The sequence below is a fragment of the Aurantibacter sp. UH7 genome (assembly GCF_056839165.1).
Genome location: NZ_CM166388.1, coordinates 3,638,934 through 3,660,399, shown reverse-complemented (window position 1 = coordinate 3,660,399; position 21,466 = coordinate 3,638,934). Strand labels below are relative to the sequence as shown.

10 protein-coding genes are annotated in these 21,466 nt (G+C 35.8%); 5 read left to right on the top strand and 5 right to left on the bottom strand.

Annotated features, from left to right (window positions below):
- The first annotated feature begins 56 nt into the window (after nt 1-56).
- Nucleotides 57-3,617 carry a VCBS repeat-containing protein gene (locus tag UH7x_RS15575; RefSeq protein ID WP_482360845.1) on the top strand — a complete coding sequence of 1,187 codons (3,561 nt, stop codon included), beginning with the start codon at nt 57-59 and terminating at the stop codon, nt 3,615-3,617.
- Between the two features lie 227 nt (nt 3,618-3,844).
- The gene (locus UH7x_RS15570) at nt 3,845-5,188 is read left to right on the top strand and encodes an FG-GAP repeat domain-containing protein (RefSeq protein ID WP_482360844.1); all 1,344 of its coding nucleotides are present in this window, start codon (nt 3,845-3,847) and stop codon (nt 5,186-5,188) included.
- A gap of 6 nt (nt 5,189-5,194) precedes the next feature.
- Here the strand turns inward: UH7x_RS15570 and UH7x_RS15565 are convergent, their stop codons facing one another.
- From UH7x_RS15565 to UH7x_RS15555, 3 genes are all read right to left on the bottom strand, one after another.
- A complete protein-coding gene (locus UH7x_RS15565) occupies nt 5,195-6,682 on the bottom strand; it encodes a sulfatase family protein (protein ID WP_482360843.1) in 1,488 nt (495 codons plus the stop codon).
- 20 nt (nt 6,683-6,702) lie between these two features.
- Nucleotides 6,703-7,419: a carboxylesterase family protein gene (locus tag UH7x_RS15560; protein ID WP_482360842.1), complete on the bottom strand. Its 717-nt coding sequence runs from the start codon at nt 7,417-7,419 to the stop codon at nt 6,703-6,705.
- 97 nt (nt 7,420-7,516) lie between these two features.
- On the bottom strand, nt 7,517-15,997 hold the full coding sequence (locus UH7x_RS15555) for a T9SS type B sorting domain-containing protein (protein ID WP_482360841.1): 8,481 nt from the start codon (nt 15,995-15,997) through the stop codon (nt 7,517-7,519).
- A gap of 129 nt (nt 15,998-16,126) precedes the next feature.
- Here UH7x_RS15555 and UH7x_RS15550 point away from each other — a divergent pair, with 129 nt between their 5' ends.
- Both UH7x_RS15550 and UH7x_RS15545 read left to right on the top strand, forming a co-directional pair.
- Nucleotides 16,127-17,254 carry a PQQ-dependent sugar dehydrogenase gene (locus UH7x_RS15550; protein WP_482360840.1) on the top strand — a complete coding sequence of 376 codons (1,128 nt, stop codon included), beginning with the start codon at nt 16,127-16,129 and terminating at the stop codon, nt 17,252-17,254.
- A gap of 51 nt (nt 17,255-17,305) precedes the next feature.
- Nucleotides 17,306-17,707: a c-type cytochrome gene (locus UH7x_RS15545; RefSeq protein ID WP_482360839.1), complete on the top strand. Its 402-nt coding sequence runs from the start codon at nt 17,306-17,308 to the stop codon at nt 17,705-17,707.
- A 3-nt stretch (nt 17,708-17,710) separates the two neighbouring features.
- Here UH7x_RS15545 and murQ read toward each other — a convergent pair whose 3' ends face one another.
- Together murQ and UH7x_RS15535 are read right to left on the bottom strand one after the other, a co-directional pair.
- Nucleotides 17,711-18,520: an N-acetylmuramic acid 6-phosphate etherase gene (gene murQ / locus UH7x_RS15540; protein ID WP_482360838.1), complete on the bottom strand. Its 810-nt coding sequence runs from the start codon at nt 18,518-18,520 to the stop codon at nt 17,711-17,713.
- Between the two features lie 6 nt (nt 18,521-18,526).
- On the bottom strand, nt 18,527-19,276 hold the full coding sequence (locus UH7x_RS15535; protein WP_482360837.1) for a DeoR/GlpR family DNA-binding transcription regulator: 750 nt from the start codon (nt 19,274-19,276) through the stop codon (nt 18,527-18,529).
- A 204-nt stretch (nt 19,277-19,480) separates the two neighbouring features.
- Between UH7x_RS15535 and nagB the strand changes: the two genes are divergently transcribed.
- On the top strand, nt 19,481-21,412 hold the full coding sequence (nagB, locus tag UH7x_RS15530; protein ID WP_482360836.1) for a glucosamine-6-phosphate deaminase: 1,932 nt from the start codon (nt 19,481-19,483) through the stop codon (nt 21,410-21,412).
- Nucleotides 21,413-21,466 lie beyond the last annotated feature (54 nt).

Below are 21,466 nucleotides of genomic sequence, written 5' to 3'. Positions count from 1 at the left end.
GTTTTTTGTTTCTTTCATAGCCAACTTGCATCTTTGTATTATAAATAGGCTCAACTATGTTTAAAAATAATTTCATATTAATTTTATGTTCACTTGTGCTTTTATGTGCATGTACTGAAAATAAAAATCTTTCAAGGTTTGAAGTTGTAGATTCAGATTATTCCCAATTGGTATTTAATAATCAATTATTTGAAAATGATTCTATTAATATACTCGATAATGAATTTGTTTACAATGGTGCCGGGGTTGCCCTTGGCGATTTAAATAATGATGGACTGGATGATATATTCTTAGCTGGCAACCAGGTGAACAACAAACTATTTCTGAACAAAGGAGCATTAAAATTTCAAGATATTACAAAAGAAGCGAATGTAATTAAACAAGATTCGTTGACATGGTCTTCTGGCGTTTCGATGATTGATCTTAACCTCGATGGGAATTTAGATATCTATGTTTGTAACACTTTCTATAAAGATTCTTTACTGCGAAAAAACTTCCTATACATACATCAAGGGTTAAATGAAAATGGAATTCCTGTTTTTAAAGAAATGGCGAAAGAATATGGAATAGCAGATGACACTTATTCTTCACATGCTCAGTTTTTTGATTATGATAATGATAATGATTTGGATCTCTTTATTGGAGTAAATAGAATTGAAGGAATTAACCCTTCACAATTTAGCCCGTTAGAAGATGATGGCACTTCAACTTCAAAAGATCGGTTGTACGAAAATAGATGGAATGACACTTTAAATAGACATGTTTTTGTGAATGTATCAGATAGTGCAGGAATTCGTTATCACGGGTATAGTCATAGTACAATAGTCAATGATTTCAATTTAGATGGATGGATGGATATTTATGTTGCCAATGACTTTTTAAGTAACGATTTGGTTTATATTAATAACCAAGACGGCACTTTTTCAAATCGAGCAGGAGACTTGTTTAAACATTTTAGTCTCTCTTCCATGGGTAGTGATATTGCAGATGTTGATAATGATGGTCTATTAGATTTATTTACAACCGAAATGCAACCCTACTACAATAAGCGGAAGAAGCTTTTTCAAGGACCAAGCAATTACCAAAAAGAAGTATTTACCAAAAAATATAAATACGAACAACAATATACACGAAACACATTACAAATAAATCAAGGCTTTAATCTAGAAACAGAATTACCTATTTATTCTGATATGGGAATGTATGCTAGCATTCATGAAACAGATTGGAGTTGGGCACCTCTGTTTGCTGATTATGACAATGATGGATTTCAAGACTTATTAATCACTAATGGTTTTCCTAAAGATGTGACCGATAGAGATTTCGGAGATTTTAGAGCTACTGCTAGTAAATTAGTTTCAAAAGAGCGCTTAATAGCGGCAATTCCGCAAATTAAAATTCCAAACTTCATTTATAAGAATAATGGAGACTTAACATTTACTGATGTCACTAACGATTGGGGATTAAACTTTGGCACTTATTCTAACGGGGCTGTATATGGCGATTTAGACGCTGATGGTGATTTAGACCTAATTATTAATAACATCAATGAAAATGTACTTTTGATTGAAAATAAAACGTCTGAATTGGAACCGACAAAAAAATATCTAAGACTTCAATTAATTGGTAATGAACAAAACCGGGCTGCAATTGGTTCGGTAGTAGAAATTTATGCCAATGGTCAATCACAAAAAAAATCAATTATCTCTGGTCGTGGTTATCTTTCTCAACCCGAAAATCAAATACATTTTGGACTTGGGAATACTACAAAAATTGATAGTCTAAAAATTATATGGCCAGGCGGAAGGATGCAAAAAATTAAAGGCATTGCTGTAGACACACTTGTACAAATTAAATATGACATTAAAGACACTAAGGCTATCACTAAAAAAACCACAACTAGCAATGCTCTATTTACCGAAGTAGGCGACTCCCTTAAACTGGACCATTTTTCTCCTGATATGGATTTTATAGACTTTAATTTCCAAACAACAATTCCTCATAAATTTTCTCAGTATGGTCCTTCTTTAGCTGTTGGTGATGTAAATGGAGATTCTTTAGATGATTTATTTATTTCAGGTAGTAGAAGTTATCCAGAAAAATGGTTCATTCAGAATGTAGATGGTACTTTTAAAAATGAAGAAGTCTCTTATAAAAGTGAAGAACAATTGGAAGAAGATTCTGCCACGCTTCTTTTTGATGCGGATTCTGATGGTGATTTAGATTTATATATTGGTAGAGGATGCGCACAATATCCTTCAGGAGATGAAATGTATCAAGATAAATTACTAATTAATGACGGACATGGAAACTTTTCTATTAGTAAAAATGCTTTGCCATTTTTTAATACGAATACGAGTACTGTTAAAGCAGCGGATTATGATAGAGATGGTGATTTAGATTTATTTATAGGTAGTCGTGTACTTCCCTTCTCCTACCCCATGCCCGATAGATCTTATATTTTGAGAAATGAAAGTTCGCCTGGTCAACCTAAATTCGTAGAAGCAACAAATGAAGTCTCTAGCGAATTAGAATTTCCTGGATTAATTAGCGATGCATTATGGACTGATTTCAATAATGACTTTTGGCCAGATTTAATACTCGCAGGAGAATGGATGCCACTCCGTTTTTTCAAAAACACAGAAGGTAAACTAACAGAAGTTACAAACAAAACAGGCATCAAAGAAAAACTTGGATGGTGGAATAGTTTAGCCGCCGCTGATTTAGACAATGATGGCGATATCGATTATATTGCTGGAAATTATGGTTCGAATATTAACTTTAAAGGAACAACAGAAGAGCCAATAAAGTTATACGCTAAAGATTTAGATGATAATGGAAAGATAGACCCATTAATGTCTTATTTTCTGCGCGACAGTATTGGCGTAAGAAAAGAATATTTATATCACCCATGGCAAGACCTTACAAAGCAATATGTTGGTATAAGAAAATCTATAAACTCTTTTGGAGAATTTGGGGAATTGACGTTAAAAGAAATGTTCGCCGATGGTTTATTGGATGATGCAATGGTACTATCTTTTAATCATATGAATACATCATGGATTGAAAATTTAGGTAATAACAAATTTAAAATACACTCCCTACATATAAGTGCTCAAAAAGGTCCCATTTTTGGTATCTTACCTACTCCGATTGATGAAGATAATTATATCGATTTACTTTTAGTAGGCAATGACTTTGGTATGGAGGTTCAACAAGGACCTGCCGATGCTCTTTCAGGAGTAGTTCTAAAGAACAAAGGAGATGGATCTTTCTTAAACATAGATTTAGAGAAAAGCCAGTTCTTTGTTCCTGGTAATGCTAAGGCTTTGGTTAATATCTCAAACTCGGAAAACCAAAATCTGATTGTGGCATCTCAAAATAATGATACATTAAAAGCATTTAAATCTGTAAAACCAGTCAATTTAAAAAGGTTAAAACTAGAACCAAATGAGGTTAAAGTAGAATTGGAATACTCAAATGGTCAATTTTCATTATATGAATTTTATTGGGGCAATACCTATCAGTCGCAATCAAGTAGAAGTTTATCGATTAATAATCAAGTGAAAGAAATTCGTTGTTTTGACAATTTAGGAAATCTAACTCGTAAGTTTTAATTCAACTGCTTTGGACAAATATGCAAGTGTACATTAAGATCAAACATGTTTTAATAAAGTTTATATTTTGTATTTCTACAGTCATCCAATTTTCTTGCAATTCTAATTCTAATAAAAAAGCAGAAATTTTATATAATAATCAATGCGCCACTTGCCATCTTTTACCCAAAATTGAGAATCTACCTAAAGAAGTATGGGAAAACGGTGTGTTACCAGACATGGCTGCCATGCTAGGCATTATAGATACTAATAATGACCCGTATAGAAATCTTTCTAATTCAGAACAACAAGCTATAAAGCAAACTGGTTTATTTCCTAATTCACCTAGATTGAATATGGAAGATTGGACACTTTTAAAAAATTATATCATTGCTATGGCTCCCGATTCATTAGTTTCTAGTACTGAAAATATAAAGCCTCAAGAATTAGTTCAATTTATACCCAAGGCTATTAATTTAGATAGTATCCCAGGCACATATATTACTCATTTAAAATATAATAAACAGAAAAATAGTATTACATCAGCAGATATGAGCGGGAATATAATGCAATACAACTTTGAAAAAAATAATACTAAGACAAACAAAAAAATACGCCCAGCAATAACAGATATAACCGAAACAAACACTTTAAAGTATATTACTATTGTTGGTGACCTATATCCATCTGAAATTGCAAACGGTAGAATTGAAATTATTTCTAAAGACAGTTTAGAACAAATTCCTTTTCCACTTCACAGACCAGTTAATACTGTTGTAGACGATTTAAATGGTAATGGTAAAAAAGAGCTGGTTGTAAGTGAATTTGGGAATCTGACAGGTAAATTGTCACTTCTTTATAAAACTCAAAACAAAGGTTACAAAAAGAAAGTGCTATTAAATACGTCGGGGTGTATTCGAACTATTGTAGAGGACATGAACGGCGATGGTAAAAAAGACTTGGTAACGCTTACCTCACAAGGTCGCGAAGGTGTTACAATTTTATATCAGAAAGAAAATTTAGAATTTGTAGCAGAAAATGTACTGAAATTTAGTCCAGTTTATGGCTCAAGTTGGTTTGAATTAGTCGATTACGATAGTGATGGGGATTTTGATATTGTAACCGTCAATGGTGACAATGCTGATAAAAGTTTTGTGCAAAAACCTTACCACGGCTTACGGATTCATATAAATAACGGCAACAATAAATTTGAAGAAAAATACTTTTTTGCCGTAAATAGTGCTACCAGAGTTGTTTCAAATGATTTTGATCTAGACGGAGATATAGATTTCGGAATAGTATCTACATTTCCAGATTATGAAAAAAAACCTGAGGACTCATTTGTTTATCTAGAAAATAAGACTTCAGAAAACTTTCAATTTAATCCGTTTACTTTTAAAAATTCCAAACTTGGGAATTGGTTTCTAATGGATATTGGTGATGTGGATAAGGATGGTGATCATGATATTATTTTGAGTTCATTTTCTCACCCGTTTGCAAAAGCACCTAATCACTTAACAGAAGCTTGGAAAACATCTAATATAGATTTAATGTTACTTGAGAATAAAACAATTCACCATTTAGAGGAATAATGTTGTTTAATACTCATTTTTATGTTTAAAATCACCAAAACGGTATTTAACTGTTCGCTTTAATGGTATTTGCATTCCTTTTGTTTGCTCTAACCAATCATAAATTGCAATAGACATAGATTTTGCTATTTCCTGTTTGTCTGGATCTGCAATTAAATTATACATTTCATCAGGGTCATTTTCTAAATCGTATAATTCGTTTCTATCCCAAATACCCTGAAATTTCATGTATTTATATTTATCGGTACGCATTCCAAAAACAGTGGGGGTCATAGGAAAATCATATTCCCAATAATACTCATAAAAGACTTCTTTACGAGTTGGAACGCTAGTATCTCCCGTTAAAATGGGTATAAAAGATACTCCTGGCATATTCTCTGGTTGCTTTACTCCTGCTTCAGCTAAAACAGTTGGTCCAATATCTATATTTTGTACCATTTGTTGCGGAGTCTTCCCTCCTTCAAATAATTCTGGGCAGCGAACCAATAATGGTACTTTTACGGATTCTTCATAAAAGTGGCGCTTATCAATCAATCCATGTTCACCCCAACTAAAACCGTTATCACCCATATAGATTACCAATGTAGATTCATCCAAACCTTCCTTTTTAAGATAATCCATAACTGAACCAACACTTTCATCAACACCTAAAAGTGTTTCGCAATAATCAACAACCATATCATAAATACCTTCATTTTCGTGATACATATAATCAACCCCATGCCAACTCACTCTCTGGTCTGCTACCCATTGTGGCCATTTTAAATCTTTATAAGCTCCCGTTTTTGTTTGATCATAAGTTGTTGGCAATGCTATCCTTTTGCCTTTATACCTTCCCTTATGTCTTTTTGCCGGCTGAAAACCAGCATGAACTGCCTTATGTGATAGATATAAGAAAAATGGCTTTTTCCTGTCCCGCTTGTCCAGCCAATCAATTGCATGTTCCGTTAATAAATCTGTAATATAAGTTGAATCTTTATAGGCCGTTCTTTTACCATTAATGTTTAATGTAGGATTGTAATAAACTCCTTGCCCGGGAAAACTTTCCCAATGCGTAAAACCTGGTTGGGGTTCATCACCATGGTCTCCCATATGCCATTTTCCAAAAAAACTTGTTTGATACCCCGCTTTCTGTAGGTACTGTGGAAAATAAGTAAGGTTACCAGGGTCTGGTGCTTGATTATCTACAATAGTATGAGAATGAGAAAATTGACCTGTTAAAATTGATGCACGACTTGGAGAACAAAGTGAAGTAGTTACAAAAGTATTTGGCAAATATGCCCCTTCTGAGGCGAGCTTATCCATATTTGGTGTTTCTAGCCAAGGCACTTTTCCAGTGAAGCCCATATAATCGTACCGATGATCATCTGTTAAAATGAAGATTACATTTCTTGGCTTCTTTTTACTACCTGGCTCAGGTTCGGTATTTTTTGCGCTCGCCCCAAAGACGATAAAAAAAAATATTAAAATGGCACTACTTCTTTTAAAATCCATATTACATATAGTTTTCATTATTAATTTCGATGCTGTTCCACAAACCATGTATATAGTTCTTCAGTGGTATATGCTTTTTCCCAAGAATTATGTCCCACTCCTTCATACGCGGTAAACTTAACGTCATGCCCCATTGCTTTTAGTTTTTTCACCATTTCTTCAGATTCAGAAAAAGGTATAGACTTGTCTTCGGTGCCATGAAAAACCCAAATCGGCATATCTTTATCTAACCAACTTGCATAAGGTAAAGGTGTCATTCCACAAACTACAGCCAAAGCAGCAAATTTTTGCGGATATTGGACTGCCAACTCCCATGCAGCACCTCCACCTCTGCTCAGTCCTGTTAGATAAATTCGTTTTTTATCAACACGATTATTAGCAACAACCTCATCTAATAATTTTATTAATGCCTCAGTATTCCACCATTTTTTCACATGAGGATTTTGAGGTGCTAATATCAAAAATGGAAACTCGTTGCCTTCGGCGATAAGTTTTGGCGGACCATTCGATTTTATTTCTTCTAAATTGCCCCCTGATTCTCCGCCACCATGTAAAAATAAGAGCATTGGAAAAACTTCATCTTCATTACTTTCATAATTCTCTGGGTAATAAAGATAGTAGTGAAAATCTTCTTTTACCAATGTCTCTATGGTATCTTCTACCAAAATAGATTTTGACTGTGCCTTGCAACTTTGTAGCAGAATTACGCCTATGAATAGCACTAAAAACGATTTCATTTATTCCTTTTGAAGGAAAAGATACATAAAATTTTGAAGATTTAATTAAACTAAATACGGGCGCTCAAAGAACGCCCGTATTTAATTTATTTATGTTTTATCTGTATAGTGTAAAGTGACCAATGTAATGCATTTTACTCTTATCATTAGCATTCACTTCGTACCAATAATCACCAGAAGGTAATGGTTTGGCTTCATAATTTCCGTCCCATGAAGAAACTTGATTTAATCGCGCCACTACTCTACCATATCGATCGTAAATAATCACCTCTATATTTGGGAAATAATTACGATTCTTCGGATACCAAACATCATTTTCACCATCACCATCAGGCGTAAAGAAATTAGGTATTTCTAACATGCCGGTGAACTCAAATGGAATAGTCACTACGGCTACACAACCTGTTCGGTCGGTAACTTGTATGGTAACGATTGTGCTTTCATTAGTGGTAAACACATTGTCTTCTCCCTGATCTTGACCTTGGAATGAATACACATAACCTCCATAACCTCCTTCTGCTAACGCCGTAACTTCATTTGGACCAGTTTTCTCCGCAGATAATGTTAAAGGATCATAAGTTTCTGTTGCAAAATCAACAATGTTCGTACAACCGTTTTCATGATAAATGTAAACAGAATGATCACCAGCTTCAAGATCGCCCCAAGTATAGGTGTTAGATGCGTTAGAACTTGTAGCATCAGTAGGGTCTAAAGGATCCAAAGCAAATAATAACTCCGGATAAAGACTAGAATCTAACATTTCTATGGTAACCGTACTGTTTGGGAAAATACCTTCACAACCATATTGAATATTGGGTTCTGCTGTTAAATCCACTCCAATTTCAATTGGAATAATTACATCAGTAAAGCAAAGATTCGCATCTTGTACTATTACAATATACCCTTCACCACCAACTAAATTATCAAAATATAAGCTGTCATTTCTTACAAAAACTTCACTACCATCCGAATTAGGACCTACAATTTTTGTTTCAAAATATTCTTCATTTGTTGTTGTATCTACAAATGGCGTACCTCCAGTTATGGTTAATTGTGCCGTACCATCCTCAAAACCGATACATGTTTCTGGTGATGTAGCTATATTGGTAATAATTAATTCATCAGGCTGAACAACTGTAATAAAATCTTTTTCAAAACAACCATTTTCATCTTGAATTAGAATTTCATAAGTGCCGGCTGCTAAATCTTCAAAAGTATAAGCACCTGGAGTCGTAGGGTCACTAAAAAATTCATTGAAATGAGGTGCAATTGCAAATTGCAATAAACCTACACCGCCACTATTAACCTCAATTTCTATGCTACCATCAGATTCGCCAAAACATGAAATTGGTTCTGGTGTTGCATCAAAAATAATCGGAACTGGTCTTGTGATTACAAAAGGGCCAGCAATAGCACTACACGTTGCACCAGAAGTTACTGTAATATAGTAATCAGATCCTGCATCTAATCCTTCAAAAGTACCATGACTTTGAGGACCTCTAATTAACGTTGCAGCTGACGCAGGGCTAAACGCATCTACCGGATCTCCGCTGTATAAGTAAAATTGGTTACCTCCAACTCCTCCATTTGCGAATGATTCTATTCGACCATCTAGCTCTCCAGAACAAGAAATATCATCTACTGGTGAATTTGGTAAAAATCCGATAGCCGAAGCATCAGTCATTGTAATTCCACCCGTTCGTACAGCTAAACAAGTATTTGAAGCATTCTTCTTACGTACATCAAACTGATAACTAATTCCAGCACTTCTAGTAAAAAGCATTGTTTGTCCTGTCATATCAGAATATGGACCTACTACTACTCCATTTTCAAGAGGCTGAATTTCATATGTAAAAGAAGCATTATAATTTTCAATACTTAATTGAATTTCTCCTTGACCTCCACAGCCAGGCACTGCTGTCTGTATTAATTTAGGTTGAACTGGTGGTGGTGGATTCACAAAATAAGGATCAGTAACCCCAATACAATTAAAACTCGAAGAAACTTCTATAGCATACCAACCACCACTAATATAGCCGCCACTAGCACCTATAAAAGTTGGAGAATTCTGTAATCCACTCGCCGAAGCTATATCTGTATTATCATCGCTATTTAAGTATAATAATCTGTAATTATATCCTGCCCCAGGAAAACCACCAGTTGCTCCTGCCGTAGCGGTTGTCTCATCTCCAGAAGATGGGTCAAATGCTTCTAAAATAGCATTATTGCCATTCGGGCAAACAAGTGCTTGTGGTTCTCGAATACCTGCTTGAATGGCCGGTATTGGATCTAAAGTAATATTTATAGTATCGGTACAACCTTCTGTATCTCTAATTTCTACTTGATAATCACCACTAGCTAGCGTTTCAAAATCATTGCTTGTTCCAAATGAAACTATTTCATTATACCCAGATCCATCATCACGTAACAATCGATATTCGTAAGCTACGCTATCCCATCCATTTATGCCAGTTGCCTCGATATGACCTGTATCTTCGTTACAACCAACATTACCGACCTCAACAGCGCTTACATCAAGTGCACCATTTGGCGAGCGAATAGTTTCAACATTACTTTCGGCACTACAAAATGGCATTCCAGTTGACACAACTTCTACAAAGAAATTACCACCTGCCAAACCAGTTATTGTTTCAGGGTTATCGGCTGTATCAAAAGAACCTGTGGCTAATATTGTAGTTTTACTTGGATCACTACCACTGTAAACATTATAGGTATATACCCCAGTATAATCTGTTACTACTATTAACATTTCACCATCACTAGCACCAAAACAAGAAATTGGTTCGGCTTCTGTTATTACGACCGTAGGGGCTAAAGGTTCTACAACCGTATGTTTAGGTAGCGGATAAAAACAACCACCTACTAAATCTTCTACTTCGAAAAGATAGTCTCCTGATTGCGGTAAATCTATTTCTATATAATCATTTCCGGGAGTGTTTGATATTGATGTTACGGCAACAGCAGCTACAGTAGAAACCGTAAAACTTGTTGTTTGCGATGCAGGTACGGTTATTCGAACTCTTTCTGGATTCGCACAGTTTAATGTACTTATTACTGATAAGGTCGGAGTAACGTCTGATGGCGGATTGATAGTAGGAACATCAAATTGAGTCTCACAACCATTGCCATCTATGGCGTACACCGTGATATTTTGCGGAGAACCATTATCTACAATTGCAAATACATTCGAATTTTGATAATTTGAATGCCCTGTAATACTATACTGATATCCAGAACCAACTGTTCCAGGATCTACAATACTCACAGTAATATCTGTAGTACTAAATCTATTTGCGCCTGGTTCACAAGCAAAATCGGGAGCACTAGCCGTTATAGAAAATGCTGCTGGATTATCAATCTGAATATCTTCTGCAACTACGACACAATTTCTATCGGTTCGCACTTCTACATCATATATCCCAGCGCTTAAACCTATGAAAGAGCCAGAACCATTTTGTTGAATAATTGGTGCAACCGTATTTGCCGCATAAAGGGTATAAACTATTGGACTATCTACATCTGTACCAGCCTGTAAAATTATGTCAATACTACCATCATTTGCCCCATCACAAGAAATATCATTCTCATGAATTGTATCAATTACAGGTGGTGTAGCCGCATCTATACTTACATTTGCTGTTACTACACAATTGGTCTCTGTATCTGTTACCTCAACAATATAATTTCCTGGTGCTACATTTGGTATAATTCCGTCGGTTCTATCACCTATAATCGGAGCGCCTATATCAGTGCCGCCGCCATCTTGTAACTGATAACTAAACTGATTACTACCACCTATCGGTAATACTTCTATTTCTCCATCGGCAACATTACATGTTGGTTCAGTACTAAAGGTTGCTGAAATCGATAAGAAATCATAAACAACCGCAGTTCCTTGGCTTGTACAACCATTAGCATCAACAACATCTACAAAATAAGTGCCGGGGCTAGCTACGGTATAGGTGTATTCCCAATGTGTTCCATTATCAACAACATCTGGCACCAATCGTTCATCACCTCCTAATGTAAACCTAGGCGTATCAACCGTATTAGGGATCGTAACTCTTATATCGAAGGCTGTCGCCGTTACTATACATTGATTATCAACGTACGAAATTGGTGAAGGTAAAATAGGGTCTGATTGTAAAACTGTTGCTATTGCAAAAGAAGAACAACCACTACTGTCGCGAACATATACATCGTAAGTTCCTGCAATAGCTATAAATGAAGTGTTTGTGGTCCAATCTCCAGCAGCAGGAGTTGCTCCTAATGCCATAAAAGCAAATTCATAGGATATACCATTACCACCATTTCCTTGAACAACTATTTGTCCAGGAGCATTACAAGTTGCAGGCTCTTCTACAAGAATATCTATTCCTGGTAAGTTTTGTTCTACAATTATTCCTACAGCATCTTGACAATTGTCATTTAAGCTCGTTACTATTATTTGATAATCACCAGCAATAGCCAAATGTGTATTAGAATATGGGTCTGATAATGGAGTTACGGTTTCTATATTCGTAATTGATCCATCTGAATTATCAAGAATGTCAATTTGTAATTGATGTCCAAGTGTAAATCCAGTTACCTCATAGGTAATTTCACCATTTCTATTCACATCACAGAAGTCAGGAGTCGATGTTGCAGTAACATCAAAAGATGGGCCATCAACTGGAGGTATTTCTTCAAAATATATACAATTTGTCGCCGTATCCGTAACTTCTACTGTATATGTTACACCATACTGCAAGCCATTAAAAGTATGTCTTCTCGGTCCAGGATTTGGGGATACAGGTAAAGCAGGATCGTTTTCCAAACGAATTAAGAATGGTCCTGTTCCTCCAAATATCTCAACAGTATTACTAAAACCAGATAACGAACAAGTGGGAACAACTGAATCTGGCACAACGCTAATTGTTGATTCTGTAATGGTTACCGCATCTTCATCGCGACACCCATTTGAATCTAATGTAACAACAATATAATCACCTGGTATTAATGCAGGGTCCAAAATTTGATAAGGAAACACACTAACATTATCCTCTTGAATACCAGTTGGGTTACCTAAATTATCTAAAATTATAATCGTATAATCTGGACTTCCAGGTGTTACCCCAGTAATATTAATACCACCACTAACAGGACCACCACCTACATTACAACTAGCAGGTTCTTCTGTAACCGTTGCATTAGGTGCTGCGGTAGCATCTGTTCCCACAACAGCATCAGCCGGCATAGTTATACAACCTCTTGAATCTCGAACCAAAAATGGATAGGTGCCAGCAGCCAAATTTGAGAAAACAGATTGTGTGCCGAATGGTGCTCCATTAAAACTTATTTCATACGGAGGAATACCACTTGTAGCATCTGGTGTAATGGTAACCACACCGTTATTTGCACTACCACAACTAACAGGAATAATATCTACTGCCGCCGGCGCAATATTAACAGGTGGGTTTAAAGTTATTGGACTTGAATCTGCAACGCAATTTTCATTGTCAGTTACTCTGAAAATATAATCCCCAGGAACATTTGTACTATATAAAAAATTAGTAGATGTTAATGGTGTCGCACCACCAAAAGCGCCTCCATTTAAACTTACCTCATATTGTTTAGTTCCTACACCTGATGTATAACCACCCAAGACCTCAACACGAATTTCACCAGGTGCTCCACCACATGGTATTTCAGTTTCAATACTTGTATTTACTCTTAGTTGAGGATTCACAGTAACATTGATATTCGCGCTACAATTATTTCCATCAACAACTTCAATACTATAAGTTCCAGGAGTTAGGTTGTTAAAAACAGGACTTGCCTGTAATGTGCCACCATTAATTCTATATTGAAGAGTAGGGTCGCTACCTGCTGTACCAGTTACAGCTGCCGTTGCACCTGTACCAGCAACATAACATAAATCCGAACTAGCTGCATCAAAAACTATGGTTGGTGCATTTAAAGGCGTTAGTGTGAAATTGAAGGTCTCTGAACATCCTTCTATATCTTCTACCGTTAAGGTATAAGTACCTGCTTGCGATAAATTTCCAAACACAGTACCTGCTTTAGGTCCAGCTATAGAACTATCTGGATATTCTAATTCATATCTATTGCTTCCCCATCCTCCAGTAGAATTCGCTACTACTCTACCTAAATTTCCATTGGCACAGGTCATTGCTGTAACATTCCCTGTTAGTGTAATTGCCGCAGTTGGTTCTTCAATATCAAAAGAAACACTGTCTGTACAACCCGTATCAGCATCGGTTATATTAATTGTATATGTACCAGCGCCTGATGGAGGAAGAATTACCTCAGAATCATTTTGAGGACTACTTTCTGTACCTCCATTAATATTATAAGTATAATTATTAGCAAAACCATCTACTAAAAATGTTCCTGAACCATCAGTAGCTCCTGTACAAACTTTTAAATCTCCACCTGATTTTACTCTTGCTCGAATACTGCTTATTACATCAGGGGAATATCCTTCTGTATATGTACAATTATTTGAATCTGTAATTTGAAAAATATAAGACTGCGAAGCGTCTAGGTCATCAAAAGTGTCATTAGCTCCATTATTAATTGTAACCGGACTAATAACACTATAATTATCAATTGTAGCACCACTAGTTGGTACTAATTGAACATCTACAGTATTAGCAGCACAATTACTGTCTGATGTCACAAAATCTATGTCAGTCGGTGGGTCAACATCTAAAATAGTAATTGGCGTTAGTTCTAAGCGACATCCACCACCATCTTCAATCATTGGTGTATATGTACCTGGACCTAAATTGGTATACGAGGTTGTTCCAGTAAAATTGGTGCCATCGATACTAAAAACATATCCACTTCCTGAGCCACCGCTGGCTGCTCCGAAATCAATTTGACCTCCATTCACGCCTCCACTACCATCACAAGTACGATCGGAAACTTTTGTAGCTGTGCCCGTAATGACCCCTACAGTACTTACAGTTACAGCCGGTAATGCCATTGTACATTCAAAGCCTCCTTGTTGATATCTTACTTCAATATCGTTATAAGTTCCTGCAGGTACCGATATTTGTGGATTGGTATCCCAAGGGTCGCCAGAATTCACACGATATGTAAGATTGTATCCTTTTGGGTCTACTATATTAAAATTAATCTTAGCTCCTCCATTCGAACAGGTACCATCAATACCATTAGCTGTAACATCTGGTGGATCTAAATTTTCTACACTTGCTGTAGCGGGTATAGTACATCCATTACTATCTGTTATAATAAAATCGTATGTACCAGGAGCACTTACAGTATAAGTGGTAGTGCTGGTATAAGAAGGTTGTGATGGACCTGCATTTACCGTAAATGTATAAGGAGCTGAACCACCAGTAGTATTCACTGTAATATCCACATCAGTTATTGTGGAACAACCGAAACTACTATTTACTTCAGTGGATGCATCCAAAGCATCTAAACCATTACCTATTACAATTGGATTGTTAGAAGTATCGCGATTTTGTCTTGGAGGATCAATACCATTTCCAGGATCACCTTGGCACTGTTGTGTTTCCACTTGTACGGTATATGTGCCAAAACTAACTGCTGAGAATGTATATGGATTATCTGTGATAAAGGACGTAAATTCCTGTGCTACTAAGCCGTCATCTAATAAGGTGTATTTGAATGGACCCGGAACGCCACCAGTTACGTTAACGGTAACGGAACCGGTATCACCAGAACACAAAGCATCAACAAAAGTAGCTTCTATGCCCATATCCAATTGATCTATTGTAATTGGTTGATATGGGTATTCACAAGCGCCAGGTGTACTTTTTAAACGTGCTTTAATATTATAAGTGCCAGGATTTAAGCTTCCGAAAATTGGTCCTTGCCATGGACCAAAACCACTACCGCTATCCATACTAAATTCATATGCACTTGATAAGCCCGTAATTTGTATTTCACCATCAACACCACAGATATAATCTGTCTTTACAAAAGTTTGTGTAATAGTACTCTTCTTAACCTCAAAATAATGGTAAACACCACCAACTAATACACGAAACTCCGCTCCTGAACCTGCTGGTATTGCTGCCGCGTTGAGCGTGTAATCACCTCCAGTGTGCACATTACTATAACAACTATTAGTTCGAATGGGACAAGGATCTGTCAAATCTGGTGTACAAGAACCACCCAAAATTTCCCATTGCGCTCCTGGAAATGGACCTCCACTTAATGTGATTATTCTATTATCTGAATTTCCACAAAGATTAAATAATGCTACCTCAAGACCATCGTCAGAACAAACATCACTATCGTCAGGTGCTGCAAATATTGTAACAAACATAGGTGCGCTAGCAACTTTAGCATTCTGATTTTTTAAGGTATTTCTCTTAAATATTGTGGAAGATTCGGAGCCAATAGTTTTTTCATTGGAAAATCTTTCGTTTTCAAATACAGTGGTAACTTCAGAAAGTATCTCTAAAACATTAGTTTTAGCTATTGCAGAGGTACCCACTATTGAAGTAACAATCAACAGTAAAGCATACAAAAGATGCTTGCTTTTTGTAGGGTGCATAGGTTAAGACTGATTAGATAGAATCATTAGATTTGGGGTCTAATAATTCTCAGTATAATTGTTTGAACTTATATTTTTTATCTTTAGATACTTTTGTACCTTATAATAATATTATTTTAACGTCTAATTATGAAGAAAAGTATTGTATCCCTTTATTTAATCGTTGTAGCGTTCAATTTTTCTTGCGGACAGGACACTGTTAATCAAGTTACTACAATTTCAGAATTCCCTTTTTCTGAAGAACTGTTGGTCGATGACCTCACCATTCCATGGGGTATAGCATTCCTTCCTGACGGTTCGATGTTGATTACAGAAAAATCTGGCAATCTTTATATCTTTAATAGTGGAATAAGAAGTAAAATTTCTAATGTTCCAGAAGTATATGAAAGGGGGCAAGGTGGACTCTTAGATGTTGCTGTTCATCCAGATTATAAAAATAATGGATGGATTTATCTTTCATATGCCTCTAAAGAAGGAGAAGAAAAAGGAGGACACACAGCTTTTATGCGCGCAAAATTAAAAGACAATGCACTGATTGACAATGAAATACTTTACAAAGCATCACCAAATACTACAAAGGGACAACATTTTGGATCGCGAATTGAATTTGATGATAAAGGTTATGTATTCTTAAGTATTGGAGAGCGTGGAGCTAGAGATGAAAATCCACAAGATATTAGGCGCGATGGAGGTAAAATTTATCGCTTTTATGATGATGGGAGAATACCTGAAGATAATCCATTTGTAGGCACAGAAGGTGCAAAAACAGCAATTTATAGTTATGGTCATAGAAATCCACAAGGTTTAGTAAAAAACCCATTTACAGGAGATATTTGGGACAATGAACATGGCCCTAAGGGTGGTGATGAAATTAATATCATTAAACCAGGTAAAAATTATGGATGGCCTGTTATAACCTATGGTGTAAATTATAGTGGGACACCTATTACTGATATTACCGCGAAAGAAGGTATGGAACAACCCATTCACTACTGGTTGCCTTCCATTGCTCCTAGTGGAATGGCCTTTATAACAACTGATAATTATGGGGAAGACTGGAAAGGTGCCTTATTGGTTGGATCGTTAAAATTTCAATATTTAGAGTTATTAAAATTAGATGATAGTAAAGTAACTGATAGAATTCAGTTAATTAAAGACTTAGGACGTGTGCGTGATGTGGTAGAAGGCCCTGACGGTTTTATCTACGTTGGTGTTGAAGGAAAAGGTGTTTATAAACTAGTACCTAATAAAAAATAGAAAACTTAAACATCTTCTATTGTTTAAAATCCACATGCTCAAATAAACATAATGAAAACATTCCTGGCTATATATTTTTCGATAATTGCAGGATTATCAATTTATCTTTTCCAAGATCCCGTTCTCGAAGAAAGCATGCAGCGTGGAAGTGAGATTTATGCCGACTTCTGCGTAACATGTCATTTAGAGGCTGGTGAAGGAGTTATTAGTACCTTTCCTCCACTAGCAAAATCTGATTATCTCCTTGAAAATAGAGAGGCAAGTATTCGCGGAGTGAAATATGGACAACAAGTCGAAATCATAGTTAACGGAATTACTTATAACAGTGCAATGCCAAATCCAGGATTAGAAGATGATGAAATTGCAGATGTTATGAATTATATATTAAACTCTTGGGGTAATAGTTCAGATAAAATAGTTTCCATTGAAGAGGTTGAAGCTATTGCAAAATAACTACTAAGCCCCTGCATCAAGGGCTGCTTGAACAGAACCATGTTCTTGAAGTAATTTTTCAGCAGCTGAATACTCAATGCCCAATCCCTCAGAAACATAACGTACACCTCGATCTACCAGCTTAACATTACTAAGTTGCATATTTACCATTTTGTTTCCTTTTACACGCCCAAATTTTATCATTAAGGCCGTAGAAATCATATTAAGAGCTAGTTTTTGAGAAGTACCACTTTTCATTCGTGTACTGCCAGTAACAAATTCAGGACCTACATTCATTGCAATAGCAATGTCAGCGGCTTCTGCTAAAGGTGAACCTGGATTATTCGTTACTCCTGCGGTAAGGATTCCGTTTTTCTTAGCTTCATCAACGCCGCCTAAAACATAAGGAGTTGTACCTGAGGCTGCAATACCCACAACTACATCAAGATTAGTAATATCATGAGACATTAAATCTTTCCATGCTTGTTCGCGATTATCTTCCGCATTTTCAACAGATTTACGAATTGCAATATCTCCACCCGCAATGATTCCAACAACGCGCTCGTGTGGCATTCCATAAGTCGGTGGGATTTCTGATGCATCTAAAACACCCAATCTACCACTTGTACCTGCACCAATATAAAATAGACGACCACCTTTTTCAAAACGTTCGACCAGAGCATCTACTAATTTAGTTATTTGCGGTATAACTTCAGCAACGGCATTAGCCACTTTTTTATCTTCCTCATTCATTTTAGTTAAAATAGTAGTCGTATCTAACTGCTCTAAATTGTCATGATTTGAGGGTGTTTCTGTAATTTTGATATAACTCATAGCTATTTATAAAATTCGAATATCGTGGTTTCTAAATGAATTAAGTAATTCGTTTTCTGGTTCTAATTCCGTAATCATGGTGTTTATTGCATTAATATCACAGCTCTTATATCGATGCTGGGAATTGAGTTTTTCACTAATAGATAACAGTACTGTCTTTTTAGAACATTTAATAATGGCTTTTTTCACCTGAACAATATCCCAATCAAATTCTGTAAGTCCGTAATACGAATCCACATAACCTGTTCCAATAAAACTATAATCCACTTTTATTTCTGAAAGATTATGAATTGCATTCGCCCCAATAGAAATCTGTGATTCTTTTGATACTTGTCCTCCTATTAAAATCACCGTCACATTAGGTTTTGTTAACAATTCCATTGCCACAGGAATACTATGTGTAAAGCAAGTTAATTCTATTGTAATAGGAATTAATCGAGCTAATTCATTGCAAGTTGTACCTCCATCCACAAATATCACAGAACCATCTTTAAGTAAAGTAATCGCTTTCTCAGCAATTATTGACTTCTGCTCAATTTTATATATATTATTGTTTTTTACACTATTTGTTGTAAAGCCTAATGAAATTGCGCCACCATGAACTCTTTTGAGTTTATTATCTGCATCTAACTCTTTAACATCTCTACGAATAGTATCTATTGAAACATCTAAGGTTTCGGCAATGTCTGTTAATAAAATACGATTATGCAGTTCTACTACACTTAAAATAGTTTGTTGTCTCTCTTCTTTTAACATGTGTTTTTTGCTAAAAATCTAATTTAAAGAGCAAAGATAGCGAATAATCCTAAAATGCTGTTTTATTCCGTTTTAATATTATCAAATCGTTAAAAATGCAAAAAACTGCAAAATAAAAAGCATAAAACTGCAAAAATTGAATATTTTGCATACATTTGCTTGATTCTAAAATATAGTTCAAACCTTATGTTAGCAACATTAATAATGACACAAAAACAAAAAAAGACTGGTATTGATATTAGTTATAAACCAGTAGGCCATTTTGAAGAAACTCGTTTTGAGAAAATACATAATGTAATATTCGAAGACTCGAATGAGGCCTCCATTAAAGTAGCACATGAAATTGCAGCTTTAATTCGCAAAAAACAAGATTCAAAGAAAAACTGTGTATTAGGTTTAGCTACAGGCTCCTCTCCTATTCGGGTTTATGAAGAACTGGTTAGAATGCATAAAGAAGAAGGATTAAGTTTTTCTAATGTAGTAACCTTCAACCTTGATGAATACTTACCAATGGAGAAAGATAATCGCCAGAGTTATTGGTTCTTCATGCACGAACATCTTTTTAACCATATTGATATTCCTCGTGAGAATATTCATATTCCTGATGGTACTGTTGCACCTGAATTTGTAATAGACTACTGCTTGGCATATGAAAAAGCAATTAAAAAATTCGGTGGATTAGATTTTCAACTATTAGGTATAGGTAGGACCGGTCACGTTGGATTTAATGAACCAGGGTCTCACTTCAATTCTGGAACTAGAGTTATCACATTGGACCATATTACAAGAGTAGATGCAGCGCCAGCGTTTTTAGGCATAGATAATGTGCCTCGAAAAGCTATTACTATGGGTATTTCTACGGTAATGAACGCTAAACGACTTGTTTTACTTGGATGGGGACAAAACAAAGCAGAGATTATTAAAAAAACCGTAGAGGGTGATATTTCTTCACAAGTACCTGCTACGTATTTGCAACGACACAAAAACTGCACATTTGTTCTTGATTCTGGTGCTGGCGCAGAATTGACTAGAAATAAAACACCTTGGTTGGTAGATGAATCCTTAGAATGGACTGAAAGTTTAACAGCAAAAGCAATTGTTTGGCTTTGTAATGAAACTAAAAAATCTATTTTAAGCTTAACTGACAAAGATTATAATGACAACGGAATGTCTGGCTTATTGTCTGTACAAGATTCATACGATTTAAATATAAAGATGTTCAACAGGCTACAACACACTATTACAGGTTGGCCAGGTGGTAAACCTAATGCTGATGACACAAGTAGACCAGAAAGAGCACTACCAGCTAAAAAACGTGTGATAATCTTTAGCCCTCACCCAGACGATGATGTGATTTCAATGGGTGGTACTTTCGATAGATTGGTAGAGCAAGGCCATGAAGTTCATGTCGCTTACCAAACTTCTGGGAACATCGCAGTTTCAGATACAGATGCTATACGATATGCAGAAATTGCAAAACGTATAAGCCCTTCTGGTGAAGCTCAAAAACTTATAGATTCTATTAAGGCTAAAAACGAAAGTAGTTTTGATACATTAGAAGTCAGAAAATTGAAAGGAAATATTAGACGTGGTGAATCTTATGCTGCAACAAGATATGTTGGGTTAGATGACGCAAATGTTCGCTTCCTAGATTTACCATTCTATGAAACAGGAACCATTAAAAAAGACAACCTTTCTGAAGCTGATGTTGATATTATGATGGACTATATTAGAGAAATTCAACCGCATCAAATTTTTGCTGCAGGTGATTTAGCTGATCCACATGGTACACACAAAGTCTGTCTGGATGCTGTTTTCGAAGCGATGGAGCGTATGCAATCAGATGAGTTTATGAAAGATTGTTGGCTATGGCTATACAGAGGAGCATGGCACGAGTGGGATATTAATGAAATTGAAATGGCCGTACCTATGAGCCCCGGACAAGTTCTTAAAAAACGATACGCAATTTTCTGCCACCAATCTCAAAAAGATGGTGTGATGTTTCAAGGGGATGATTCTAGAGAATTTTGGATGAGAGCTGAAGAACGGAATAAAAACACAGCTGCTAGATATAGAGCTCTTGGCCTATCTGATTATGCTGCTATGGAAGCATTTGTTCGTCATAAATTTGATTAATTTGTTGTTAATATAATTCTTAAAGGCCTATTTTTAAATGCAAATAGGCTTTTT